The 22,659-nt window shown below is 65.3% G+C and carries 25 protein-coding genes; 14 read left to right on the top strand and 11 right to left on the bottom strand.

The genetic code is table 11. The annotated features are described in order from the left end of the window. The first annotated feature begins 32 nt into the window (after nucleotides 1–32). The 5 genes from C8J42_RS06495 to C8J42_RS06480 all read left to right on the top strand — a co-directional run bounded on the left by C8J42_RS06495 (nucleotide 33) and on the right by C8J42_RS06480 (nucleotide 4,618). Nucleotides 33–755, top strand: coding sequence for a response regulator (locus C8J42_RS06495; RefSeq protein ID WP_207897078.1), 723 nt, complete (start codon nucleotides 33–35; stop codon nucleotides 753–755). After that, nucleotides 755–2,134: a HAMP domain-containing sensor histidine kinase gene (locus C8J42_RS06490; RefSeq protein WP_133019377.1), complete on the top strand. Its 1,380-nt coding sequence runs from the start codon at nucleotides 755–757 to the stop codon at nucleotides 2,132–2,134. Before C8J42_RS06495 ends, C8J42_RS06490 begins: the two co-directional genes overlap by 1 nt. A gap of 78 nt (nucleotides 2,135–2,212) precedes the next feature. Next, entirely contained in the window at nucleotides 2,213–2,926 is a 714-nt protein-coding gene (locus tag C8J42_RS06485; protein WP_133019376.1) for an EF-hand domain-containing protein, read from the top strand. Between the two features lie 29 nt (nucleotides 2,927–2,955). After that, a complete protein-coding gene (locus tag C8J42_RS20080) occupies nucleotides 2,956–3,114 on the top strand; it encodes a hypothetical protein (RefSeq protein ID WP_165895159.1) in 159 nt (52 codons plus the stop codon). 208 nt (nucleotides 3,115–3,322) lie between these two features. Continuing rightward, complete coding sequence (locus C8J42_RS06480; protein ID WP_133019375.1) at nucleotides 3,323–4,618, top strand: glycoside hydrolase family 130 protein; 1,296 nt, start codon at nucleotides 3,323–3,325, stop codon at nucleotides 4,616–4,618. Nucleotides 4,619–4,777: 159 nt separating this feature from the next. Here C8J42_RS06480 and C8J42_RS06475 read toward each other — a convergent pair whose 3' ends face one another. After that, nucleotides 4,778–5,365 carry an isochorismatase family protein gene (locus C8J42_RS06475; RefSeq protein WP_120299907.1) on the bottom strand — a complete coding sequence of 196 codons (588 nt, stop codon included), beginning with the start codon at nucleotides 5,363–5,365 and terminating at the stop codon, nucleotides 4,778–4,780. 82 nt (nucleotides 5,366–5,447) lie between these two features. Between C8J42_RS06475 and pncB the strand changes: the two genes are divergently transcribed. Together pncB and C8J42_RS06465 are read left to right on the top strand one after the other, a co-directional pair. Beyond that, the gene (pncB, locus tag C8J42_RS06470; RefSeq protein ID WP_133019374.1) at nucleotides 5,448–6,752 is read left to right on the top strand and encodes a nicotinate phosphoribosyltransferase; all 1,305 of its coding nucleotides are present in this window, start codon (nucleotides 5,448–5,450) and stop codon (nucleotides 6,750–6,752) included. A 158-nt stretch (nucleotides 6,753–6,910) separates the two neighbouring features. Beyond that, nucleotides 6,911–9,835 (top strand): TonB-dependent receptor, encoded by a 2,925-nt coding sequence (locus C8J42_RS06465; RefSeq protein WP_347812402.1) that lies wholly within the window; start codon nucleotides 6,911–6,913, stop codon nucleotides 9,833–9,835. A 164-nt stretch (nucleotides 9,836–9,999) separates the two neighbouring features. On the opposite strand, the gene C8J42_RS06460 is transcribed toward C8J42_RS06465, so the two are convergent. Together C8J42_RS06460 and epsC are read right to left on the bottom strand one after the other, a co-directional pair. Then, nucleotides 10,000–10,338, bottom strand: a complete 339-nt coding sequence (locus C8J42_RS06460; protein ID WP_056057761.1) for a DUF2794 domain-containing protein — start codon at nucleotides 10,336–10,338, stop codon at nucleotides 10,000–10,002. Between the two features lie 13 nt (nucleotides 10,339–10,351). After that, nucleotides 10,352–11,044 carry a serine O-acetyltransferase EpsC gene (epsC, locus tag C8J42_RS06455; protein WP_056057758.1) on the bottom strand — a complete coding sequence of 231 codons (693 nt, stop codon included), beginning with the start codon at nucleotides 11,042–11,044 and terminating at the stop codon, nucleotides 10,352–10,354. A 156-nt stretch (nucleotides 11,045–11,200) separates the two neighbouring features. On the opposite strand from epsC, the gene C8J42_RS06450 reads away from it, so the two are divergent. Continuing rightward, the gene (locus tag C8J42_RS06450; protein WP_107953879.1) at nucleotides 11,201–11,974 is read left to right on the top strand and encodes a sulfite exporter TauE/SafE family protein; all 774 of its coding nucleotides are present in this window, start codon (nucleotides 11,201–11,203) and stop codon (nucleotides 11,972–11,974) included. A 113-nt stretch (nucleotides 11,975–12,087) separates the two neighbouring features. On the opposite strand, the gene C8J42_RS06445 is transcribed toward C8J42_RS06450, so the two are convergent. Together C8J42_RS06445 and C8J42_RS06440 are read right to left on the bottom strand one after the other, a co-directional pair. Then, nucleotides 12,088–12,606, bottom strand: coding sequence for a carboxymuconolactone decarboxylase family protein (locus C8J42_RS06445; protein WP_133019372.1), 519 nt, complete (start codon nucleotides 12,604–12,606; stop codon nucleotides 12,088–12,090). A 128-nt stretch (nucleotides 12,607–12,734) separates the two neighbouring features. Beyond that, nucleotides 12,735–13,280 carry a peroxiredoxin gene (locus C8J42_RS06440; protein ID WP_055879693.1) on the bottom strand — a complete coding sequence of 182 codons (546 nt, stop codon included), beginning with the start codon at nucleotides 13,278–13,280 and terminating at the stop codon, nucleotides 12,735–12,737. A gap of 147 nt (nucleotides 13,281–13,427) precedes the next feature. Here C8J42_RS06440 and C8J42_RS06435 point away from each other — a divergent pair, with 147 nt between their 5' ends. The 3 genes from C8J42_RS06435 to C8J42_RS06425 all read left to right on the top strand — a co-directional run bounded on the left by C8J42_RS06435 (nucleotide 13,428) and on the right by C8J42_RS06425 (nucleotide 16,021). After that, the gene (locus C8J42_RS06435) at nucleotides 13,428–14,330 is read left to right on the top strand and encodes a hydrogen peroxide-inducible genes activator (RefSeq protein ID WP_133019371.1); all 903 of its coding nucleotides are present in this window, start codon (nucleotides 13,428–13,430) and stop codon (nucleotides 14,328–14,330) included. A 252-nt stretch (nucleotides 14,331–14,582) separates the two neighbouring features. After that, entirely contained in the window at nucleotides 14,583–15,215 is a 633-nt protein-coding gene (locus C8J42_RS06430; protein ID WP_165895446.1) for a fasciclin domain-containing protein, read from the top strand. Nucleotides 15,216–15,349: 134 nt separating this feature from the next. Further along, nucleotides 15,350–16,021 (top strand): fasciclin domain-containing protein, encoded by a 672-nt coding sequence (locus tag C8J42_RS06425; RefSeq protein WP_133019370.1) that lies wholly within the window; start codon nucleotides 15,350–15,352, stop codon nucleotides 16,019–16,021. Nucleotides 16,022–16,133: 112 nt separating this feature from the next. On the opposite strand, the gene C8J42_RS06420 is transcribed toward C8J42_RS06425, so the two are convergent. Genes C8J42_RS06420 through pgsA form a run of 3 tightly spaced genes read right to left on the bottom strand, consistent with a single transcriptional unit; the run spans nucleotide 16,134 to nucleotide 17,391 of the window. After that, nucleotides 16,134–16,583, bottom strand: a complete 450-nt coding sequence (locus C8J42_RS06420; protein ID WP_133019369.1) for a molybdenum cofactor biosynthesis protein MoaE — start codon at nucleotides 16,581–16,583, stop codon at nucleotides 16,134–16,136. Beyond that, nucleotides 16,580–16,837: a molybdopterin converting factor subunit 1 gene (moaD, locus tag C8J42_RS06415; RefSeq protein ID WP_133019368.1), complete on the bottom strand. Its 258-nt coding sequence runs from the start codon at nucleotides 16,835–16,837 to the stop codon at nucleotides 16,580–16,582. The genes C8J42_RS06420 and moaD overlap by 4 nt, the downstream gene beginning before the upstream one ends. Nucleotides 16,838–16,839: 2 nt before the next feature. Beyond that, a complete protein-coding gene (gene pgsA / locus C8J42_RS06410; RefSeq protein ID WP_056489286.1) occupies nucleotides 16,840–17,391 on the bottom strand; it encodes a CDP-diacylglycerol--glycerol-3-phosphate 3-phosphatidyltransferase in 552 nt (183 codons plus the stop codon). A 114-nt stretch (nucleotides 17,392–17,505) separates the two neighbouring features. On the opposite strand from pgsA, the gene C8J42_RS06405 reads away from it, so the two are divergent. Then, nucleotides 17,506–18,831 carry an MFS transporter gene (locus C8J42_RS06405; RefSeq protein WP_133019367.1) on the top strand — a complete coding sequence of 442 codons (1,326 nt, stop codon included), beginning with the start codon at nucleotides 17,506–17,508 and terminating at the stop codon, nucleotides 18,829–18,831. A gap of 40 nt (nucleotides 18,832–18,871) precedes the next feature. On the opposite strand, the gene C8J42_RS20075 is transcribed toward C8J42_RS06405, so the two are convergent. Next, a complete protein-coding gene (locus C8J42_RS20075) occupies nucleotides 18,872–19,036 on the bottom strand; it encodes a hypothetical protein (RefSeq protein ID WP_165895438.1) in 165 nt (54 codons plus the stop codon). 195 nt (nucleotides 19,037–19,231) lie between these two features. Here C8J42_RS20075 and C8J42_RS06400 point away from each other — a divergent pair, with 195 nt between their 5' ends. Both C8J42_RS06400 and C8J42_RS06395 read left to right on the top strand, forming a co-directional pair. Further along, nucleotides 19,232–20,350 (top strand): DUF47 family protein, encoded by a 1,119-nt coding sequence (locus C8J42_RS06400; RefSeq protein ID WP_133019366.1) that lies wholly within the window; start codon nucleotides 19,232–19,234, stop codon nucleotides 20,348–20,350. Between the two features lie 165 nt (nucleotides 20,351–20,515). Further along, nucleotides 20,516–21,514 carry an inorganic phosphate transporter gene (locus C8J42_RS06395; RefSeq protein ID WP_133019365.1) on the top strand — a complete coding sequence of 333 codons (999 nt, stop codon included), beginning with the start codon at nucleotides 20,516–20,518 and terminating at the stop codon, nucleotides 21,512–21,514. Between the two features lie 118 nt (nucleotides 21,515–21,632). Here the strand turns inward: C8J42_RS06395 and C8J42_RS06390 are convergent, their stop codons facing one another. Together C8J42_RS06390 and C8J42_RS06385 are read right to left on the bottom strand one after the other, a co-directional pair. Then, nucleotides 21,633–22,079, bottom strand: coding sequence for a phasin family protein (locus C8J42_RS06390; RefSeq protein ID WP_347812401.1), 447 nt, complete (start codon nucleotides 22,077–22,079; stop codon nucleotides 21,633–21,635). Nucleotides 22,080–22,152: 73 nt separating this feature from the next. Next, the gene (locus C8J42_RS06385) at nucleotides 22,153–22,653 is read right to left on the bottom strand and encodes a hypothetical protein (RefSeq protein WP_133019364.1); all 501 of its coding nucleotides are present in this window, start codon (nucleotides 22,651–22,653) and stop codon (nucleotides 22,153–22,155) included. Nucleotides 22,654–22,659 lie beyond the last annotated feature (6 nt).

Genomic DNA, 22,659 nt, shown 5'->3' with positions numbered 1-22,659 from the left:
TGTCGAACACACTCGTGCGGCAGGACCGGCGAATGATCCCACGTCCCGTGCCCGACCTTGCGAAACCCGTGCTGCTGGTGGTCGACGACGACCACATGATCCGTACTCTGCTGGCGGAGAGCCTCGGCATGCACGGCTACCAGGTCGAGACCGCGACCAACGCGAAGGAGATGGACGGCGTGCTCGCCCGGTGGGCGGTGTCGCTGATCCTGCTCGACGTGATGATGCCCGGCGAGGACGGGCTGTCGGTGTGCCGTCGCTTGGCGGGGAAGGCTGCACCGCCGGTGGTGATGTTGAGCGCGCTGGGCGACGAGCCCGACCGCGTCCTGGGGCTGGAAATCGGTGCGAGCCATTACCTGTCAAAACCGTGCAGCCCGCGCGAGATCCTGGCGACCGTCCGTGCCGCGCTGCGCGCGCGCGCGATGCAGGATGCGGGCGACAGCCGCGAGTTCGGTTTTCTCGGCTGGCGCGTCGACTTCGCGGCGCACGAACTGTTCGATCCCGACGGCACGCTGATCGACCTGACCGATGGCGAGTTCGCGGTGCTGCGCGCGTTCGTCGAGCGACCACGACGCGTGCTGGCGCGCGATGCGTTGCTGGAGGCGGCGCCAGGGCCGGACACCGACGCGTTCGATCGCGCGATCGACGTGCAGGTCAGCCGTTTGCGCCGGAAACTGCGCTCGCACGACGACGAGATCATCCGGACGATCCGCAACGAGGGCTATTTCTTCGTCCCCCGCGTGGTGCGCCTGTGATGCGCCACCAGACGATTACGGTCGGCAAGATCGACCAGCCGATCCGGCGCAACCCGCAGCGATCCTGGCCGATGTTCCTGCGCATCTTCGTGCTGGGGCTGACCACCGTTCTGCTCGTCCAGATCCTGAACTTCGCGATCGTGTTGCTGATGCCGCCACCGCGCCCGCAGATCTTCACCGCCAACCGGGTCGCCGCGGTCGCGCGGACCGGACGCGATCCGACCGGGCAGTTGAAGGTCGAGATAGCGACCGGGTCGCCCCACCCGACCGACAATCCGCGCGACGCTCGGCTCGCCGAATCGATCGCCGCCGATCTCGGTCTTACGCGGACCAAGGTGACCGTCGAGACCGAGCGATCGGCGATGCCGCTGTTCGCGGGCGCGCTTCGGCCTCCGCTGCCGATGGGCATGGGCCGTTCGGCGCACTTGCCGCAATCCTTCGACAACGCGCTGTTCGGCCCGTTCGTCGTGTCGATCGAGACGCCGAGCGGCCGGTGGCGCGTGATCCGGCCGACGCACACCACGATCGGCCCCTGGCGGATGCGGATCGTGCTGTGGTTCCTGGTCGCGATGGTGGTCGCCGCGGCGGTGGCGTGGGTGATGGCGCGGCGCGTGGTGAAGCCGATCGCGCTGTTCGCCGCCGCCGCCGAGCGTCTCGGTCGCGATCCGCGTGCCGAACCGCTGCCGATCGTCGGCCCGCCCGAGATCGCCGAGGCGGCGACTGCGTTCAACCTGATGCAGGAACGGCTGAACCGCTATGTCGAGGATCGGACGACTCTGATCGCCGCGGTTGCACATGATTTGCGGACGCCATTGATGCGGCTATCGCTGCGGCTTGAAAAGGCGCCCGACGATATCCGCGCGACGAGCGAAGGCGATATCAAGGAGATGAGCCAGCGGATCGGTTCGGCGATGGCGTTCGTTCGCGACATGACTCGCCACGTCCGCCGCCAGCGGCTCGATCTCCGGTCGCTGGCCGAAAGCGTCGCGGATGATTTTGCCGATCGCGGCGATGCCGTCGCGTTGCTTCCGGGCGACCCGCTCGCGCTGGAGGGCGATGCGCCGTCGTTGAAGGCGCTGATCGCGAACCTGGTCGGCAACGCCGTCAAATACGCCGGCCATGCCGAGGTGGAAGTGCGCCGCGAGGGTAGCGTGGCGATCGTCGAGGTGTGCGACTCGGGACCGGGCATGGCGCCAGCGGATCTTGCCCGCGCGTTCGAGCCGTTCTTCCGTGCCGAGCAATCGCGCAACCGCGATACCGGCGGCAGCGGGCTTGGTCTGGCCAGCGTCCGCGCGGTGGCGCGCGCGCACGGCGGCGATGCGACGATCGAGAACCGCCCCGGCGTCGGGTTGCTCGCGCGGGTGACGTTGCCGATCTGAACTGCGCCAGCGGTCAGCCCAAACATCACGGCAACGATCGCCGTGTCAGACGAATATCACGGCATTTCGGGAGATTGCATGCGTATCCTTTACCTCGGCATCGCCGCCGCGCTGGCCGGATGCTCGGCTCAGCCGCACCCTCAGGGCGGACACGGTCCGGCTCGCGGCCGCGGCCAGTTATTCATCAGTCCGATGGGCGAACCGTTCCGCGCTTCACTCAAGCCGGGTGCGGCGCAGGACCTGTGGTTTGCCGGCGCCGATACCGATGGCGACGGGCGGATCACGATGGCCGAATTCCAGCATGACGCCGCGCGCTTCTTCGCTGTGCTCGATCGCCGCAAGGACGGCGAGATCGATCCCGACGACATCGCCTATTACGAGAACGTCATGGTGCCGGAAATCCGCGTGGCGTCGGGCGGCCGTGGGCCAAGGTCCGAAGGTGGCGAGCGAGGCCGTGGCGGACGCGGACGAGGTGGCGGCGGGTCTGGCGGCCAGGGCATGCAGTTCGGCAACGGCGACAGCAAGAAGGGCGCCACCGTCCACGAACGCATCGGCGCCGCGCGCTACGGCTTCTTCGACCTGCCGGAGCCGGTAATCGCCGCCGATGCGAACCTTAACCGCGGCATCGATTCAGGCGAGTTTGCCAAGGCTGCGGCAACGCGCTTCGCCGCGCTCGACCGGAACCATGACGGCACGCTGACCCGCGGCGAACTGCCACGCGCGGGCGGCGAGACGTGGCGGAACGGCTCGGACGAACCGGCCGCCCCGCCTCCGGAACGTCGCGACCGCTGACGCTAAGGGCGACGTCTAATCAGCCGAGCATGCCCGACACGATCCAGCGGCGACTGACCGCGGACTTGACGATCGCCGCGCCGCAACACCTGCAGGCGGACCGCTGGATCGGCTCGCCCTTCACGTCGCGGTGCCGGGATCGCGGCATGTGGCGGCCGATCGCACAATTGCCGGGTCGTGATGGTTGAGCTTGCATACCGCTTCCTTCGTGCACCGGTCGTCGAATGATCGAACTGGTGGTGTGACAGACGAAGTTTTCCGCGGTGTTTCGGCAGCCGCGCGTGACGGGGAATTCATGTAGCCAAGGCGGCGGTTTCGGCGTTCAGTGCTGGGCACCCCTCGCAGTGTCGTGGCGTCCGTTTCGACGCGACGGCGGCGCGTCACTTGGAGCCGACCATGGCCGAAGCCGAACTCGTCGCCTTTTCCAATATCCAGTTGCGGCCAGACCCATCGCGGACCGTCATCCGGCCGTTCAACATCGAATATCCCGGCGCGTTCAAGGTCGATGGCCACCCCCGCGCCGTCCGCGTGATCGACCGCGTGCTGTCGTTGTCGCCCGACGAACTCCGCGCCGAACGTCGCCGCGTGATGGAGTCGCTCGACGAACGCCACCGCGATGTCGACGAGCTTCTCCTGCACCGGTTCGGCGAGATCATGGCGGTATTGAAGGACCCGCGCGAGATCGACACCGACCAGAAACTGCTGATCGGCGCGTATCTCAGCGGCGAATATTCGTTCGAGGCCGCCGCGCTGTTCAATCCGAGCATGGTCCTCGACCCCGACCAGGCCAAGGCACCCGAGGGCGGCCTGTGCTTCATCCTGTCGCTACGCGGCATCGGCGAAGGCCATGTCTCGTCGGTCACGTTCCGCACCGGGAGCTGGTCGCCCGACGACGGTTTCTCGGTCGATCCCGCGAGCCAGACCGCGGTGCCACCGCGGGTCACACCGACCGATCAGGGCGCAACCGATGGCGGTCCCACCCGGCTGGAATGCGGTGGCAGTCGCGAATTGTCGGAGACGGTGATCTTTCCGATCCTGCCGAGCCAGCACCAGGGGATCGAGGACCTGCGGCTCGTCCGTTTCGAGGACGCTGGCAAGGTGCAGTATCTCGGCACCTATACCGCGTTCAGCGGCTCGGAAGCGCGGTGCGAACTGCTGCGCGGCGAGGACTTCAAGACGTTCGAGATGCAGCCGATGCGCGGCGCGGTCTCGGCGACCAAGGGCATGGCGCTGTTCCCGCGTAAGATCAGCGGACAGTATGCGATGCTCGGACGGCAGGACAACGAGAATATCTGGTACCTGACCTCGGACGACCTGCTGACCTGGGACGGCGGCACCAGGATCGTCGAGCCGAAATGGCCATGGGAGTTCATCCAGATGGGCAATTGCGGATCCCCGATCGAGATCGACGAAGGCTGGCTGGTGCTGACCCACGGCGTCGGCAGCGTCCGCAATTATTGCATCGGCGCATGCCTGCTCGACAAGGCCGACCCGACCAAATTGCTCGCGCGGATGACTGATCCGCTGATCGTGCCGAGCCCGGCCGAGCGTGACGGTTATGTGCCGAACGTCGTGTATAGCTGCGGCGGAATCGTCCATGATCGCACGCTGTTGCTACCGTTCGGCGTGGCGGACAATTTCGCCTCGTTCGCGACGGTGGATGTCGGGCGGCTGCTTGCGGCGATGGCGTGAAGGCCCTCGCTGATCCTCCCCCGCTAGGGGGAGGTGGCAGAGACTTGTCAGACGGAGGGGGAGGACACGGAGCGACAGTTTGCTCTTACCTCCCCTCCGTCACCTTCGGTGCCACCTCCCCCTGGCGGGGGAGGATCGTTCGCCCAGCGCTACATCAGGTCAGACGACGAGTATCTTGCCGGCAAAATTCTCGCCCGCAACCGCGTCGATCTGTCGCTCGATACCGCGCGTGAGGCCCGCCGGCACGGTCACCACGAAACCCCGCGCGAGCAGGCCTTCAACGGCCCAGCGGACGCAGTAATCCGCCGCGACACCGATCACCGTGACCTCCGTAACGCCACTTGCCGCCAACGCCGAGAAGAAAGCCTCGCGCTCAATAGTCGGCCGCTCGGCATTCCGCGCATCCTCGATCACCAGACCCGGCTCGGCCCACATGTCGAACACGCCCTTCTCGATCCGCCACGCCGGGATCGCCGGGTCGACCGACGCGACGTCGAGCATGTTGCCCCACCCTTTCGTGCCCCGCACGCAGTGGATCGGAAACATCTGCGCCTCGGGAGACGCGGCGTAGGTCTCGACGAAATGCGTGTCGAACGTGAACAGGACGCCGGCAACCTCGTCAGGCGTGAGAGCCGACAGCCACGCCTGCATCGGCGCGACCAACTCTTCCGCCCCCGCCACGCTCAGCGCGCCCTCGCCCGCCATGAAATCCCACTGCGTATCCACCACGACCACGAACCGCGTCATCGCCCGTCTCCTTTGCCCACTGCTTGACACAAACGCGTCTTCTCGGACACCCGGCCCCTACGCAACGCAGGAGCCCATGCGCATGGCCGTGACCGATATCGCCACCCGGACGTACAATCACAATTTCCGGCTCGATCCGATCGTGCGCAGCCTGCTCGATACCGATTTCTACAAGCTGCTGATGCTGCAGATGATCCGGCAGGTGTATCCCGACGTCAGCGCCACTTTCGCGCTGATCAACCGGACGAAGACGGTGCGGCTGGCGGAGATCGTCGACGAGGCCGAACTGCGCGCGCAGCTCGATCACGCGCGGACGCTGCGGTTCGCGAAGAAGGAGCTGATCTGGCTCGCCGGCAACAGCTTCTACGGTAGACAGAAGATGTTCGGGCCCGAGTTCCTCGCGTGGCTCGCCGAGTTCCAGTTGCCTGCCTACGACCTGCGGAAGGTCGACGGGCAGTATGAACTGCATTTCGAGGGCCCGTGGGCTCACACGACGATGTGGGAGATCCCTGCACTGACCATCATCAACGAGCTGAAGTCGCGCGCCGCGCTGCGTGATCGCGGCCGGTTCGCGCTCGACATCGTCTACGCACGCGCCAAGGCGAAACTGTGGGAGAAGGTCGAGCGGCTGCGCGAACTGCCCGACCTCGTGCTGTCGGACTTCGGCACGCGGCGGCGGCACGGGTTCCTGTGGCAGCGCTGGTGCGTCGAAGCGCTGAAGGAAGGGCTTGGCGACCGCTTCATCGGCACCTCGAACGTGCTGCTCGCGATGGACGCCGACCTGGAGGCGATCGGCACTAACGCGCACGAACTGCCGATGGTGACCGCCGCGCTGGCCGACAGCGACGCCGAGCTGGCCGAAGCGCCGTACCGCGTGCTCGAGCATTGGCGGCAACATTATAACGGCAATCTGTTGATTGCCCTCCCCGACGCGTTCGGGACGACCGCGTTCCTGCGCAACGCCCCGCACTGGCTGGCGGAGTGGACCGGCTTCCGTCCCGACAGCGCGCCGCCGATCGCGGGCGGCGAGCAGATCATCCGCTGGTGGGAGGAGCAGGGCGTCGATCCGAAGACCAAGCTGCTGATCTTCTCCGACGGGATGGACATCGACACGATCGAACAGACGTATCGCCATTTTCACGGCCGCGTGCGGATGAGCTTTGGCTGGGGGACCAACCTGACCAACGACTTCCGCGGCTGCGATCCCGATGGCGCGGCGGCGCTGGAGCCGATCTCGCTGGTCTGCAAGGTAATCGAAGCGAATGGCCGGCCGGCGGTAAAACTGTCCGACAATCCGGCGAAGGCGACGGGCGAACCCACGGAGATCGCGCGGTATCTGCGTGTGTTTGGGGAAGCGGATCGCGCCGCGGCACCCGTTTTAGTCTGATCACCTGCGTGTCCTGCGCGCAACACGCAGGACACATATCGCAACAAAATTGTCGCATCACGCAATCTTCCCTTGCTTCGTTACGCCCCTGAGCCATCATTCGCACACATAAGATAAGAGAGCGGATGTTTGCTGGGGCGCGGACAAGGGGAAAAATGTTGAAGCGTGGGATCAAGACGTTCACGGGCGCGAGCAAATATGCCGGCGCCAGCGGGTTGGCATTGGTGGCGATGCTCGCAGCGATGCCGGCCTTCGCACAAGCTGTGACGACACCGGCCGCCGAGGGCGTGCAGGCTGCCGACCCATCCGTAGACCAGGCTGGCGGAGATGAGATCGTCGTGACCGGATCGCGCATTCGCCGCAGTCCACTGGACCAGCCCTCCCCCGTCGTCACGGTCGATGCGCAGTCGATCCAGCGCACCGGGCTTTCGTCGGTCGCCGACGTCCTCCAGCGGCTGCCAAGCGCGGCCGGCGGGCTCAATTCGAAGGTCAACAATTCGGGTAACATCGGCAATCCGCCCGACGGCGGCGGCGTCGGTGCAGGGTCGGCCGAGATCGACCTGCGTTATCTGACGGCCAAGCGAACGCTGGTGCTGGTCGACGGCCTGCGCTTCGTCAACGGCGCATCGGCAAGCGGCATTCCCTCGACCGTCGATCTCAACACGATCCAGGTCGGCTCGATCGAGCGGATCGAAATCCTCCAGTCAGGCCAGTCGCCGCTCTACGGCTCGGACGCGCTGGCCGGCGTCGTCAACATCATCACCAAATCGCAGCAAAAGGGCCTCAAAGCGTCCGCGCAGTTCGGCACGTTCCGCCAGGGCGACGGCCATACGCAGGACTATAACGTCAGCTACGGCATCCAGGCGCCGCGGACGAGCGTGGTGTTCGGCGGCAGCTACGTGAAGCAGGAGGCGGTCAGCACGCGCGATCGCAGGATCTCGCAGTTTCCGAACCCCGGCCAGACAAGTTGCTCGGACGTCATTGGTGGCTGTTCGGGCGCTACCCCCAACGGATTCTTCCAGGTCGGTGGCCGGAACCTGACGCTGAAGTCCGCCCCCATCCTCGGGCGGCCACGCTACGACGCCGCCAATCCGACCGGCCCGAACAGCGATTTCAAGGAGTTCACCTCCGCCGACCGCTTCAACTTCTCGCCGTTCAACTATTTCCTGACCCCGTCCGAGCGCTACGGCTTTTTCGTCAGCGCCAAGCAGGAACTCACCGACAACGTGAACCTGCGCGTGAAGATGAACTACACGCGACGCAATTCGCAGAACCAGGCAGCGTTCCTGCCGCTGGTGATCGGGCCGGACGCTGGCAACGGCAACCTGCTCGACACTATCTCGGTCGATGCCACCAACCCGTATAATCCGTTCGGCTACACGCTGTCGGCGGGCGGCGCGGGCAATGGTCCGGCGAACTACTCGACGGTTCGCCGTCGCCTCGTCGAAGCGGGGCAGCGCACTTATTCGCAGACCGTCGACACGATGTCGGCGACCGCGACGCTCGACGGTTCGTTCAACGTCGGCAGCCATAAGTTCTACTGGGACGTCAACGCGGTCCTCGGCTTCAACGATGCCAAGCAGTTGTTCACCGGCAACATCAACGCGGCCAATCTGGCTCAGGCACTGGGCCCGGTCGCGAACTGCACCGGGGCATGCGTACCGTTCAACATCTTCGGCGGTGCAGGCTCGGTCACACCGGCGATGCTCGGCTTCATCGCGTTCGACGAGCGTGCACGCAGTTCGCAGAGCCTGGAGGACTATACCGCCAATATCTCGGGCGACCTGTTCGACCTTCCCGCCGGCGCCGTTGGTCTCGCCGCGGGCTATGAGCACCGTGTCCAATATGGCAGCTTCACGCCCGATCCGCTGATCACCGCAGGGCTCGGCGCGGATATCCCAGCGCAACCGGCGCGTGGGCACTTCAACTCGGACGAAGTCTATGCCGAGCTGCGGGTACCGCTGATCCACAATACGCCGCTCATCCAGTCGCTCGAGATCGGCGGCGCGGTGCGGCATTCGAACTATTCGATCAGCGGCAGCAACACGACCTATACCGGCAGCGGCCTGTGGAAGCCGTTCAGCGACCTGCTGTTGCGCGCCTCCTATGCACAGGGCTTCCGCGCGCCGAGCATCGGCGAACTGTTCGGCGCGGCATCGCGGTCCGACGCCGCGATCGACGATCCCTGCACCAACGTCGCCGGATCGCCGTTCCAGTCGTCCGCGACCGTCCGCGCCAACTGCGTCGCCAACGGCGTGCCCGCGAACGGCAGCTATCAGGAGCCGAATGGCGGACAGCTGAGCGTGCTGACCGGCGGCAATGAGGCGTTGAAGCCCGAGACGTCGCGGACATGGTTGTTCGGCGCGGTATATGCGCCGAGCTGGGCACGGACCAGCGGGATCGCCAGCCAGTTGAGCATCGAAGGCAATTATTACGACATCAAGGTCGACGACGCGATCGCGGCGACCGACGCGACGCTGACACTCAGCCGCTGCTCGCAGGTGGCGGACGCACTCAGCTGCGCGGCGATCTCCCGCACGCCCAACGGGATCATCTCGCGCATCGACGCGCAGTTGCAGAACATCGGCGGCATCCGCACCCGCGGCGTCGACGTGACAGCGGTCTATCGCTCGCCGCAGACCTCGGCCGGGACGTTCGGGCTTTCGCTCAACGGCAACATCCTGCTGAAATACGCCGAAAGCTTCCCGGCGACGGTCGGCTTCACCACCACCAATTACCAGGGTACGACGCGTGGGTCGCCCGAGCAATCCTATCCGAAGTTCAAGGGCAATGCGGTCGTCGACTGGGACATCGGCCTGGCGCGCGCCTCGTTCACCGGTCGCTATATCAAGAGCGTGAAGGAAGCGGACGGCAAGACACTCGACAACACCTTCTACGGCGACGTGCAGGTTACGCTGTCGCCGGGCTGGCTGGAGAATCGCTTGGGGCTGACGGTCGGCGTGAACAACGTGTTCAACCAAGACCCGCCGGCGTGCTTCAGCTGCACCGGGCCGAACTACGATCCGAGCACGTACGACGTGCCGGGGCAGTTCGGGTATGTCCGGCTGTCATGGGGGCTTTGATCTGACGCTACGCTGACAGCGTGCCGAATAATCCTCCCCCGCAAGGATGAGGTGGCGCGAAGCGACGGAGGGGGAGGACACGGAGCAGCGGTTGTCGCGTCCTCCCCCTCCGTCAGGCAAGCGCCTGCCACCTCCCCCTTGCGGGGGAGGATTGGGACTTACGCTTAATCCTCGACCAACTTCATGAAACGGCGCTCGACCGGGGCCAGCACCGGGCCCAGTTCATGCCCGCGCTTCACCACCGCGCCGCCCTCGCCGATCAGCGCCCACATCCCCTGCTTGTTGCGCAGTGCCGGGCGCTTCTCGATCCGGAATTCAGGCCGTTCTGCGGCGCGACGGAAGGCAGCGAACACTGCCGCGTCCTTGCCGAGATCGATCGCATAGTCGCGCCAATGGCCCGCTGCGACCATCCGGCCGTAGAGATCGAGGATCCGATTCAGTTCGAGGCGTTCGAAGCCGACCTGTGTCGCCTTGGACGGTGTGGGAAAAGGTACGACGCCCATCAGTGACTCACCATCATGCGCGGTCGCGACGGTCCTCTGGATGCTCGTCGGCGAGCAGCGCGTCGAGCCGCTTGCGCATCGTCTCCAGTTCGCAGCGCATGATCTCCATTTTCTGCGTCGCGGGGTCGAACATCTCGCTGCACGGCGTACCATAGGGCACGAAGCGAGGCACCTCGGGCGCGTTGCCGCCCTCGATCGTCGTCGCGCGAGCGGGGATGCCAACCACCGTCGTGCCCGCCGGCACGTCGCGCGTGACGACTGCGTTGGCGCCGACGCGCGAGCGCTTGCCGAGCGTGATCGGGCCCAGCACCTGCGCGCCCGAGCCGATGATCGCGCCATCGGAGATGGTCGGGTGGCGCTTGCCCTGCACGCCGTTGTCGGGGCTGGTGCCACCGAGCGTGACGCACTGGTAGATCGTGACGTCGTCACCGATCTCCGCGGTCTCGCCGATCACGACGAAGCCGTGGTCGATGAAGAAATTGCGGCCGATCGTCGCGCCCGGATGGATGTCGATTGCGGTCGTGAAGCGCGACCAATGGTTGACGCAGCGCGCGAGGAAATAGAGCTTCGCCTTGTACAGGCGGTGCGCGATGCGGTGATAGCCGAGCGCCCAGACGCCGGGGTACAGCATGATTTCGGCGCGCGAATGCGGGGCGGGATCGCGGGCGCGGATCGAATCCAGATAGGCCAGTAATCCGCTCGACATCCGCAGTCCCCTTCGCGATTTCCGTATCTAGGGTATCGGGCGGCCGATTTCCAGAACCGCTCATCAGGGCTGCATCGAGCCATAAGGATCGGGGTAAAGCCTATCTTTGTTGTGGGATAAGCCCGCGCGTTGCAATCTGGGCCCAATATTGAGGGGATGCCGATGTTCGACCTGACGACCTTGAGCTTCGAGACGCTCCTGCCCTTCATACTTGTCGGGTTCGCCGCGCAGATCGTCGATGGCGCGCTGGGGATGGCGTTCGGGGTGATTTCGAACACGCTGCTGCTGTGGGTCGGCGTGCCGCCGGCCGCGGCGTCTGCTGGCGTGCATACCGTCGAGACCTTCACGACCGCGGTGTCGGGGATCAGCCATGTGCTGCACAAGAACGTCAACTGGACACTGTTCCTGCGGCTGATGATCCCGGGCGTGATCGGCGGCGTGCTGGGCGCGTACGTGCTGTCGAACATCGATGCGAGCACGGCAAAACCGTTCATCCTCGCGTATCTGACGTCGATCGGCGTGTATCTGCTGTGGCGGGGCTTGCGCTATCCGCCCAAGCAGAAGGAGCCGAAGATCGTCGAGCCGCTCGGGCTGGTCGGCGGGTTCCTCGACGCGGCGGGCGGTGGCGGCTGGGGGCCGGTGGTGACGTCGAACCTGCTGGTGCAGGGCGCGTCGCCGCGGACTACGATCGGGACGGTCAACACGGCCGAGTTCTTCCTGACCGCGACGATCTCGGCAACGTTCATCACGCAGCTTGGCTGGGCGGCGTTTACGCAGGCTACGGTGGGTCTGCTGATCGGCGGGGTGTTGGCGGCACCGTTCGGCGCGATGCTGGCGAAGCGCGTGCCGGCGAAGACGCTGATGGTGCTGGTGGGGGTGATCCTGACGATCACCAGTCTGTTCGGGCTGTATCGCGCGATCTGGCACTGACCGAACTCCCCTCCCGCTTGCGGGAGGGGTCGGGGGAGGGCGTGCCAAATACGACGCCGTACTTGAGGCCAGCCCCTCCCCTAACCCCTCCCACAAGTGGGAGGGGGATTACTTCACAACGTCGCGTGGATCGTCGCGACCGCGGCCATCACCGCGCCGATCCGCACCGATGTCTGGATCGCCTCCGCGGTCACACCAGCCTTCTTCAGGACCTGCTCGTGGCTGTCGATGCACATGCCGCAGCCGTTCATCGCCGACACCGCCAGGCTGAACAGCTCGAAATCTACCTTGTCGATACCCGGCTGGCCGATCACGTTCATGCGCAGCTTGGCGGGCATGTTGCGGTATTCCTGGTTTCCGGCGAGATGAGTGAACCGGTAATACACGTTGTTCATCGCCATCACCGCAGCGGCTGCACGCGCTGCGTTCGCGGCCTCGGGCGAGAGCTTCGGCGCGCATTCGGCCTCGGCGGCTTCGACCAGCGGCTTGTAGCCCGCGCCGTGTGCGCAGGTGAGCAACAAACCGTATTTGCGCTGGTCGGTGAGGTGCGTCTCGTTGAGCAGCGAGCCGACGTTGAGACGGATGTCCTTGGCGTAGTCCGGGAGTGTCCCGGCGAATTCCTTGAGCGACATGATAATTCCTTCTGCTCCCCTTCGGCCTGCGGGAGGGGTCGGGGGAGGGACTGGAGACAAAAAGAGAGGGCGGCCCATGTGGACACGCCCTCCCCCAACCCCTCCCGCAAGCGGGAGGGGAGTTTTACTTACGCAGCGAGCTGGAGGACGTCGTCGCCCTTGTTCCAGTTGCACGGGCAGAGCTCGTCGGTCTGCAGCGCGTCGAGCACGCGGAGCGTCTCGGCGGGGTTGCGGCCGACGTTCAGGCCGTTGACCTGGACCGCCTGGATGACGTTGTCCGGATCGATGATGAAGGTCGCACGGAACGCCACATGCTCGTTCTTGTCGACGATCCCGAGCGCGTCGGCGAGCTTGGCGCCGTTGTCCGCGAGCCACGGGAAGTCCGCGGCGGCAAGATCCGCGTCCGACTTGCGCCAGGCGAGGTGGACGTGCGCGGTGTCGGTCGACGCACCGATCAGTACGGCGTCGCGGTCCTCGAAATCGCCGCGGATATCGCTGTAACCGACGATCTCGGTCGGGCACACGAACGTGAAGTCCTTCGGCCAGTAGAACAGCACCTTCCACTTGCCGGGATATGCCGTCGTCAGGTCGAGCGTCTCGCCGGCGGGCAGCGCTGCGGTGCCCTGCTGGACGGGAATGGTCATCGATGGGAACTGGTCGCCGATGGTCAACATGATGGAAGCCTCCTGGAAATAAACTTGACTCCAGGCATCCTCAAAGGCGGCGGTTGGCCCGCTCGGTTGTTGTGCATTGCGGTATAGGGGGCTGGTGTAATCGATCCAACGCTCTATTTATCATCTGATGATCGATAGAGGCGATTAATGGCTGCGACCTACCTACCCACGTTGAAACAGTTGCAATATCTCGTTGCGCTGAAGGACCACGGCCATTTCGGACGCGCCGCGGAGGCGTGCTTCGTGACGCAATCGACGCTGTCGGCGGGCCTTCGCGAGCTGGAAACGCTGATCGGCGTGGTGTTGGTCGAGCGTACCCGGCGAGTCGTGCGGTTCACGCCACTGGGCGACGGGATCGCCGACAAGGCGCGGCGCGTGTTGCGCGAGGCGGAGGAACTGGGCGACATGGCGCGCGCCGCGGGCCAACCGCTTTCGGGCGACATGCGGATGAGCGTCATCCCGACGATCGCGCCGTTCATGCTGCCGAGGATCCTGCCACGGCTGCGGAAGGATTATCCCGACCTGAAGCTGTTCCTCCGCGAGGAGCCGAGCGGTCCGGCATGCGAGGGACTGCACAATGGTCGAACCGACTGCGTGCTGCTGGCACTCCCCTATGCGTGCGGCGAGGTGACGTCGGAGACGCTGTTCGAAGATCGGCTGTTCGTGGCGTATCCGTCGGGCGAAGAGCCGACCGCGCTCCCCGCGATCCCCGCGTCGGCGATCGACGAGACGCGACTGCTGCTGCTGGAGGACGGGCATTGCCTGAAGGATCATGCGCTCGGCGCGTGCAACCGCCCGGAGCTGCGGGCGGAGGCGACGATGCTGGGTACGTCGCTGCACACGATCGTGCAGATGGTCGACAACGGGCTCGGCATCACGATGCTGCCGGAAATGGCGTTGAAGGCGGGGATCCTCGACAACACTAACATCACCGCGAGGCCGCTCGACGAGAAGAATGCCGTACGAAAGATTGCCTTGGTGTGGCGGAGGGCCAGCCCGCGGGAGAAGGACTTCCGGTTGATGGCAAAGGCGCTGGCCGACGTTCAGTAGGACGCACTTACTCTCATCGCTCACTTCTGCCCCCATCCCTGAAAGGGAGGGGTTGGGGGTGGGTCGGCCAGCTTGTGTCGCCGACGGTCCAAGATGCGGAAGCCGACCCACCCCCTGCCCCTCCCTTTCAAGGATGGGAGACCGTTGCGGTCTGGGCGCGCGCGGTATTCACCCCATCCCGAGATCGACACGCTTGCGCAACCAACTCGGCCTTCGATCGTATGTTTCCCAGTTCCCGCTGGAGATCGAACGATGTCGAAGACGCTTCCACTGCTGCTGATGACCAGCGCGCTGGCACTCGCCGCGTGTAGCGGCAAATCCAAGGACGACGTGGCCAGCGCCTCGACAACGCCCGCCAATCCCGCACTGGCAGTACCGAACGGGCCGCCCGCTGTCGCCAATCCGACCGTCGGCGGCGTGCCGATGATGGCGACGCGGACGATCGTCGACAATGCGTCGGCTGCACCGAACCTGTCGACCCTGGTTGCCGCGGTAAAGGCCGCAGATCTGGTCGGCACGCTGTCCGGCCCCGGCCCCTACACCGTATTCGCCCCGACCAACGATGCGTTCGGACGGCTCGCGCCGGGCATGGTCGACACCTTGCTAAAGCCCGAGAACAAGGCCTCGTTGACCAAGGTGTTGACGTATCACGTCCTGCCGGGCGTCATCACTGCCGACGATCTGCGCCAGCGCATCGCCGCCGGTGGCGGTACCGCGACGTTGACCACGGTCGAGGGCGACCCGATCACTGCGACGATGGTAGGCGCTGTCATCGCGTTGACCGACGTCAACGGTAACAAGAGTTATGTCGAGACCGCAGATGTCCGCCAGTCGAACGGCGTCGTTCACGTCGTCAATGGCGTGATCGTCCCTAAACTGAGCTAAATATGAGTTAGACAGGCTCGGTTCATCGCACCGATGCTACGGCCTGTCAGTGAAATTCTTGAGATCGCTGGTTCTATACCCAAATTGGACCGTTCGAGTTTCATTCGTCCCAATCACAATCTCTGGAGTTGCAGATGACTGTCAAGACCAACCTTATGATTGCTGCGGCAACGAGCCTGTTTATTGCCACGGGTGCGACTGCCCAGACGGCAGCGCCAACCGCGCCGCGTACTGCGGCACCGGCCGCACCGCAAACGGCGATGCCGGCGACGCCAACCACTCCGGCGGCACCCGGCACCGCGGTTGCTCCGCAACAGTCCGGTGCGCCTGTCGCCCCGACTGCGGCGGCAACGACGACCATTGCGGCCGCACTGCCGACGCTGCCGAACCGCGCGACGCTGGCAAAGCTGGTGACCGCCGCGAAGTTGCAGGCGACGCTCGCAGGCCCCGGCCCGTACACGCTGTTCGCACCCAGCGACGAGGCCTTCACGCGCCTGCCCGCCGGTGCGCTCGACACGCTGTTGAAGCCTGAGTCGGCACCGACGCTCGCGACGATCATCAAGTATCACGTCGTTGCCGGTGCGCTGACCGCGGACCAGTTGAAGGCGCGGATCACTGCGGGCGGTGGCAAGGCCACGCTGACGACGCTGGCAGGCCAGCCGTTGATTGCAGGGCTCGGACCGAACGGAAACATCGAGTTGACCGACACGGCTGGTATCAAGTCGTATGTCGATACGGCGGACATCAAGGAAACGAACGGCGTCGTTCATCTCACCAACGGCATGAGCGTTCCGAAGCTCGGCTGATGCGACTGCGGGCCGCGATCCCATCCGGGAGCGCGGCCCGCACTACTTTGTTTCCCCGCGAAGGCGGGGATCCAGTCTGGGCTCCCGCCTTCGCGGGAGAACATTATTTGGGTTAGCCCTTCGAGATATCCCAGCGTGCCGCGGCCGCGTGGTCGCCATCACGTGCTTCGACCCAGCTAGCTTCGATACCGCGCGTCTCGCGCTTCCAGAACGGCGCGTCGGTCTTCAGCCGGTCGATCAGATACGCGCAGGCCTCCAGCGCGGCGCCGCGATGCGCCGCCGTTGCCGCGACGAATACGATCCGCTCCCCCGGGTGCATCGGCCCGACGCGGTGCACGATGATAGCGGCACTCAGCGACCAGCGTTCGATCGCGCCTTCGGCGACCTTGAGCAACGTAGCTTCGGTCGCGCCGGGATAATGTTCTAGCTCAAGCGTTCCCACACCGTCGTCAGCACGCACCAGCCCGGTGAACGTCGCCACCGCGCCCGCTCCTGCCACTTCCGCGCGCGTCATCTCGGCGGCGATATCGATCGGCGATTGCTGAACCGAGATATGGATCATCCGCCGGTCACCGGTGGGAAGATGGCGATCTCCTGTGCGTGACCGATCGGCGTATCGAGCGGCACGAAGTCCTGATCGACCGCCGCGCGCAACCGCGATCGGTTCTCGAAAGCCCCCGCATGCGCCGGGCTGGTCTCGGCCAACCAATCGACCAGATCCGCCACCGTCACGACGCTCGCCGGCGGCTCGACCGCCTCCTCACCCGTGCCGATACGCTCGCGCACCCACGCGAAATACACCATCCGTATCGTCATTTTCAGTCCATGTGCTTCAGGCCGACGCGGAGATAGTCCCACCCGGTCAGCAACGTAAGGACAGCCGCGCCCCACAGCGCGACGATGCCGACGGTATGGACCCAGACCATTTCGGGCACGGAACCGCCCAGGATGATCCCGCCGAGCGACACGAGCTGCAGCGTCGTCTTCCACTTGGCGAGCTGCGATACCGGCACCGAAACCTGCACCTGCGCCAGGAACTCGCGCAATCCCGACACCGCGATCTCGCGTAGCAGGATGACCAACGCGGCGATGACATGGATGCCGGCAATATCGCGCGTGCCGACCAGGATCAGGATCACCGCCGCGACCATGATCTTGTCCGCGATCGGATCGAGGAAAATCCCCAATCGCGACACCGCACCGCTCGACCGCGCGAGATACCCGTCGAAATAATCGGTGATGCCCATCAGGCAGTACAGCACGAAGGCGATGCCGTACCCAGCCTCCCAGTCGGGCCACCACAGGAACCAGACCAGCAGGGGCACCGCGACGATCCGCGACAATGTCAGGAGGTTAGGCAAGCTCAGCACCCACCACCCCTATACCGGTCGGTCGCGGGGCGAAACCGGTTTAACGTTGGCGTGCGGATGACGCTCGGCTAAGGGTTCGACATATTACCGCAACGATCAGGGCTATTTCCCGTCATGCTCAATGCCCTCGGGTTGCTGAAGCAACGTCGCTTCCTGCCCCTGTTCACCACGCAGTTTCTCGGCGCGTTCAACGATAACCTGTTCAAGACCTCGATGGTCCTGTTCGCGACCTATGCCGTTTTCAACGATCCGAAGATGGAGGCCAATTTCAACGCGCTGGCGACGGGACTCGGCATCCTGCCGTTCTTCCTGCTGTCCGCGCTCGCCGGGCAATTGGCGGACAGCGAAGACAAGGCGCGGATCATCCGGATCGTCAAGACGGTCGAGATCGGCATCATGCTGCTCGGTGCGACCGGCCTGATGGTCGCGCGTGCTGGGCACCCGTCGCTAGGAATCGGGCTGATGCTCGGCGCGGTGCTGTGCCTCGGCGTGCACTCGACCTTCTTCGGGCCGATCAAATACGCGATCCTGCCGCAGCATCTGAAGCCGTGCGACGTGCTCGGCGGCACTGGGCTGGTCGAGGCTGGGACGTATCTCGCCATCCTTCTCGGCACGGTGACGGCAGGCTGGATACCGATCGAAGGCGCCGCTGCCAGTGTGTTGATCGTCGCGGTTATCGGCTGGTTCTCCGGCCGCCAGGTGCCGCCGGCACCGCGCGAAGGCCCGCCGTTGAAGCTCGACTACAACCCGTTCACCGCGTCGTGGCGGTTGATCAGCGCGACGCTGCACATCCCTCGACTGTTCCTGGCGATCGTCGCGATCAGCTTCTTCTGGACGATCGGCGCGGTGCTGATCATCGTCTTTCCGCCACTGGTCAAGAACGTGCTGACCGCCGACGAGCGAGTCGCCAGCTTCGTAATCGCGGTGTTCTCGGTCGGGGTCGCGATCGGCTCGGTGGTCATCAACTCGATGCTACGCGGGCGGATTTCCGCGAAGTTCTCGCCCGCGTCGGTGATCGCGATGGGCGGGTTCGTCGTGCTGTTCTCGTTCCTGGCACGCAACTGGACGCCCGCGGCTCCGGGACATTATTACGACTGGGCGGGGTTCATCCATCAGCCGGGTGCGATCCCGGTGCTGGCGACGCTGCTGGCGATCGCGATAACCGGCGGGATGTTCGTCGTGCCGCTCTACGCGTTCCTCACGACCACCGTCGAGAAGGACCAGACCGCGCGCACCGTGGCGGCGAACAACGTCGTCAATTCGGGCGCGATGACGATCGGCTCGATCCTGGTGATCGGAATCACCGCGATGGGCGTGACGCCGGAGGACATGCTGTTCCTCGTGGCGGCGATGTGCCTCGTCTCGGCGTGGCTGGCGCAAAAGCTGCACCGGGCCTGCGACGACGACGCGATCGGCTGTTTGCCGACGCTTCGAGGTTAAGTATCCTTCCCCGCCAAGGGGAGGATTACGCCCGGCTTTCTCAGAAAATGAAGCTGTAAAAGCACGTGAAGAACGCGGCGAAACTGAGCAGGAACAGTTTCACGTCCTGATCGTCGTTTCTTGCGCTCGCGATCACCGGCGGCGGCAGCGAACGGCGCAGCGGGTGGCGGGCGGCTTCGTTGGTAAGGACTAGGCGTCTGGTCATGATGCAAACGTTAACGTCGCGTTTACCAATTCGACCAGTGGCAAAGGTGGTTAAGGTAGCGGCGTCCGGCAATGGGACAGAAATGGACCCGCGATGACGGTCCGAAAACTCTCCGCCGCGCCGCTATCCTTGCGTAAAAACCGAGTATAAGCTCCCGACTTTCCCCGCGATTCTGCGGGTGCGAGGACCCGAACCATCGAGCAGATCGGCGCACTTCCCTATGTGATCGACGAAGCCGGGCATGCGCGCGTGATGCTGATCACCTCGCGCGATACCGGGCGCTGGGTGATCCCCAAGGGCAACCCCATTGTAGGTCTCGCCAGCCACGAGGCCGCCGCGCAGGAGGCGTACGAAGAAGCCGGCATCCGCGGCATCCCCTGCCCCTCGCCCGTGGGACAGTTCGCGTACCGCAAACGCCGCCGCACCGGCCGCTACCGCGACATGATCGTCACCGTGTTTCCACTCGCCTTCGTCGAGCAGGTCGAGGACTGGCCCGAGCGTCATCAGCGCGACACACGCTGGTTTACGCTTGATCGCGCGGCGGAGGCTGTCAATGAGCCCGGCCTGAAGGCGCTGATCGCTGCTTTCCGTGAGCCGCCGATCCCGGCGTCGCTCGCGCAACGTATCTTACCCGTCGTGCGCACGAGTGCGAAAAGGAGAATTCCGATGCTGGGCTGGTTCCAGTCGCTGATGCCGAAGCAGGGACGGTTCTTCGAACTGTTCGACGCGCATGCCGCGACCCTGGTCGCCGGCGCCGATGCGCTCGCACGGCTGCTCCACGGCGAAGGCTCGATCGAGGGTCAGATCGCCGAGATCGTCAAGCGCGAGCACGAGGCCGACGATATCACGCGCGAGGTGTTGCAGGACGTGCGCCGGGTGTTCGTCACGCCGTTCGACCGCAGCGCGATCACGGATTTGATCGGCGTGATGGACGACGCGATCGACCAGATGAACGGTACCGCCAACGCGATCGCGCTGTACGAGGTCACCGAATTCTCGCCGCAGATGCGCGACATGGCGGGGATCATCGTCGAGGCCGCACGGATTACGGCAGAGGCGATTCCGCTGCTCCGCTCGCTCGGGAGCAATGCGGGGCGGTTGCACGATCTGACCGCGCGGCTGATCCAGATCGAGGGTCATGCCGACGACATCCACGACACGGGCCTGCGCGCGCTGTTCCAGGCATCGAAGATCAGTGCGGACCCGATGACGTTCATCATCAACCGCGAGATCTACAGCAGCCTGGAAAAGATCGTCGACCGCTTCGAGGACGTCGCGAACGAGATCCAGGGGCTGGTCATCGACCATGCTTGATGTGTTTGAGTCCGAGAGTTTCCATGAAGCACCCCCCCGGCGAAGGCCGGGGCCCAATTGGGGGACGGGAATAACGAAGGACCGCGCGCCGTTACTGCGACCTCTCCAATTGGACCCCGGCCTTCGCCGGGGGGGTGAAGCGGCAGCGGATAGGGCGGCAACCGCATGATCCTCTCCCTCCCGCTCCTCATCGGCCTCATCGGCATCGCGCTGCTGTTCGACTTCCTGAACGGCCTCCACGACGCAGCGAACTCGATCGCCACGGTCGTCTCGACACGCGTCCTGAAGCCGCAATACGCCGTGCTCTGGGCGGCGTTCTTCAACTTCATCGCGTTCGCGGTGTTCGGCCTCCACGTCGCGCAGACCGTCGGCACCGGCATCGTCCAGGCGCACGTCATCGACGCGCAGGTGATCTTCGCCGCGCTGATGGGCGCGATCGCGTGGAACGTCATCACCTGGGTGCTCGGCATCCCGTCGAGCAGCAGCCACGCGCTGATCGGCGGGCTGCTGGGCGCCGGCATCGCCAAGATCGGCTTCGGCGCGATCGTCTGGAAAGGCGTCATCGCCACCGTCCTCGCGATCTTCGCCTCGCCCGCGATCGGCCTGATGCTCGCACTGGTGCTCGTCCTGATCGTCGCGTGGACCAGCCTCAAGCTCACCCCGCTCGGCGTCGACAAGCGCTTCCGCAAGCTCCAGCTGATTTCCGCCGCGCTCTACTCGCTAGGGCATGGCGGCAACGACGCGCAGAAGACGATGGGGATCATCGCCGTGCTGCTTTATTCGCAGGGCCTGCTCGGCGGCGAATTCCACGTGCCGCTCTGGGTCGTTCTCTCGTGCCAAGCGGCGATGGCGCTCGGCACGCTGTCGGGCGGCTGGCGGATCGTCCACACGATGGGCTCGAAGATCACGCGTCTTACCCCGGCACAAGGGTTCTGCGCAGAGACCGGCGGCGCGATCACGCTGTTCGCGGCCACCTTCTGGGGCATTCCCGTATCGTCGACTCACACCATCACCGGCTCGATCGTCGGAGTCGGCGCTGCGCGGCGCCTGTCCGCCGTTCGCTGGAACGTCGCGAGCAACATCGTCGTGGCATGGACACTGACGTTACCCGCCGCGGGGCTGATCGGCGCCGGCACGTACTGGCTCGTCGGACTGTTCGTCTAAGCCGGAAATAGTTGAGGCTGGTCCGCCGCCGCTCCGTCATCGTATCGGAGCGGCGGCGTTCTTGCTCGTCCGTACGCCGCTCCACCCGAAACCCAGAGCAACGTATCGGCCGGACGGCTTACTTGATCCCGCCGCCCTGCAATGGTGCGACCGCGTCCTTGCCGAACTTCACGATCAGCTCGCCGATCTCGCGCGCCTGGCTCATGCTGCGCTGGCTCTGCTCGCGCAGGTAGTCGCCCTGGATCTTCATCACCTGGGTCAGGTCGCTGGCGCTCGCCGCCTCGCGCATCGCCGCGAAGGCCTCGCGCGCATTCTGTTCGGCCTGGTCGATCATCGCCTTGCCGATCGTCGCGCCGCCCTCGGCGATCTTGCCGCCCGACTCCTTCATCGCCTCGCCAGCGCGCCGCGCCGGATCGACGACCTTCTCCGAGAACGCATCGCGCGCCTTCCCGGCATTCTCGCGCATCGTGTCCGCCGCGTCCTTCGCCGCATCCGCCGCGCGGTCGGTTGCCGCCTTGCTAGCGTTCGCACCGTCATCGACTGCCTGCTTGAAGTCGTCCGCCATCGTCTCTCTCCTGTGTTGCGCTATCGGTCGTGGTTTCAACCGGCATGCCCGGCTTTGGTTGCAGCCGCTCGGGTCAGCGGATGGTCGTGACGGACACGAACAGTTCGGCCGTCTTCGCACCCGATAGCTGCAAGGCATAGCGCCCCGCCGGTAACACGAAGTCGACCATCTTCTTCACTGGCGAACAGGCCGGTCCATGCGCGTGCGCGGTCGACGTCAGCACCTTGCGCGACTGGACGACATCGATCCACGCCGCTCCGCCAAGCGCCACGCGGTACGTCCCCGCCTTGGCGACGTCGAACTGGACCACGCCGGAAAACGTCTCAGCTGCGGGTGCCTTCGCCGGCGTGACCTCGAACGAAACCCCAGTCGACGGCTTCAACGCCAGCCGACCCACCGAGCCGATCGGAAGCACCCCGCCCGACGCGACCGAAGCCGGCTTGCTCCATCCCGCGAACTCCGCCGCGACGGTAGTCGGACACGACGGAGCCGCCGCCTGCTGTGCCGCAACCCTATCCGCGGAACCGAACATCACAGTCGCCACCAACACCCAGCCTGCCATCGTCGTCTGCATATCCGC

The sequence above is a fragment of the Sphingomonas sp. PP-CE-1A-559 genome, assembly GCF_004340965.1.
Taxonomy (GTDB): domain Bacteria; phylum Pseudomonadota; class Alphaproteobacteria; order Sphingomonadales; family Sphingomonadaceae; genus Sphingomonas.
Note: the sequence above shows the minus strand (reverse complement) of the source record. Positions and strands in the feature narration are given on the sequence as shown.

Bases quoted from the DNA above. Each gene is read 5' to 3' on its own strand.
- C8J42_RS06385 (WP_133019364.1), bottom strand. From the start codon at position 22,653: ATGCAGACGACGATGGCAGGCTGGGTGTTGGTGGCGACTGTGATGTTC.
- C8J42_RS06460 (WP_056057761.1), bottom strand. From the start codon at position 10,338: ATGGGCGTCGTACCTTTTCCCACACCGTCCAAGGCGACACAGGTCGGC.
- epsC (WP_056057758.1), bottom strand. From the start codon at position 11,044: ATGTCGAGCGGATTACTGGCCTATCTGGATTCGATCCGCGCCCGCGAT.
- C8J42_RS06440 (WP_055879693.1), bottom strand. From the start codon at position 13,280: ATGTTGACCATCGGCGACCAGTTCCCATCGATGACCATTCCCGTCCAG.
- C8J42_RS06435 (WP_133019371.1), top strand. From the start codon at position 13,428: ATGGCTGCGACCTACCTACCCACGTTGAAACAGTTGCAATATCTCGTT.
- C8J42_RS20075 (WP_165895438.1), bottom strand. From the start codon at position 19,036: ATGACCAGACGCCTAGTCCTTACCAACGAAGCCGCCCGCCACCCGCTG.
- C8J42_RS06425 (WP_133019370.1), top strand. From the start codon at position 15,350: ATGACTGTCAAGACCAACCTTATGATTGCTGCGGCAACGAGCCTGTTT.
- C8J42_RS06395 (WP_133019365.1), top strand. From the start codon at position 20,516: ATGATCCTCTCCCTCCCGCTCCTCATCGGCCTCATCGGCATCGCGCTG.
- C8J42_RS06430 (WP_165895446.1), top strand. From the start codon at position 14,583: ATGTCGAAGACGCTTCCACTGCTGCTGATGACCAGCGCGCTGGCACTC.
- C8J42_RS06420 (WP_133019369.1), bottom strand. From the start codon at position 16,583: ATGATCCATATCTCGGTTCAGCAATCGCCGATCGATATCGCCGCCGAG.
- C8J42_RS06485 (WP_133019376.1), top strand. From the start codon at position 2,213: ATGCGTATCCTTTACCTCGGCATCGCCGCCGCGCTGGCCGGATGCTCG.
- C8J42_RS06390 (WP_347812401.1), bottom strand. From the start codon at position 22,079: ATGGCGGACGACTTCAAGCAGGCAGTCGATGACGGTGCGAACGCTAGC.
- C8J42_RS06495 (WP_207897078.1), top strand. From the start codon at position 33: ATGATCCCACGTCCCGTGCCCGACCTTGCGAAACCCGTGCTGCTGGTG.
- C8J42_RS06405 (WP_133019367.1), top strand. From the start codon at position 17,506: ATGCTCAATGCCCTCGGGTTGCTGAAGCAACGTCGCTTCCTGCCCCTG.
- C8J42_RS20080 (WP_165895159.1), top strand. From the start codon at position 2,956: ATGCCCGACACGATCCAGCGGCGACTGACCGCGGACTTGACGATCGCC.
- C8J42_RS06480 (WP_133019375.1), top strand. From the start codon at position 3,323: ATGGCCGAAGCCGAACTCGTCGCCTTTTCCAATATCCAGTTGCGGCCA.
- C8J42_RS06490 (WP_133019377.1), top strand. From the start codon at position 755: ATGCGCCACCAGACGATTACGGTCGGCAAGATCGACCAGCCGATCCGG.
- C8J42_RS06445 (WP_133019372.1), bottom strand. From the start codon at position 12,606: ATGTCGCTCAAGGAATTCGCCGGGACACTCCCGGACTACGCCAAGGAC.
- moaD (WP_133019368.1), bottom strand. From the start codon at position 16,837: ATGACGATACGGATGGTGTATTTCGCGTGGGTGCGCGAGCGTATCGGC.
- C8J42_RS06450 (WP_107953879.1), top strand. From the start codon at position 11,201: ATGCCGATGTTCGACCTGACGACCTTGAGCTTCGAGACGCTCCTGCCC.
- pncB (WP_133019374.1), top strand. From the start codon at position 5,448: ATGGCCGTGACCGATATCGCCACCCGGACGTACAATCACAATTTCCGG.
- C8J42_RS06475 (WP_120299907.1), bottom strand. From the start codon at position 5,365: ATGACGCGGTTCGTGGTCGTGGTGGATACGCAGTGGGATTTCATGGCG.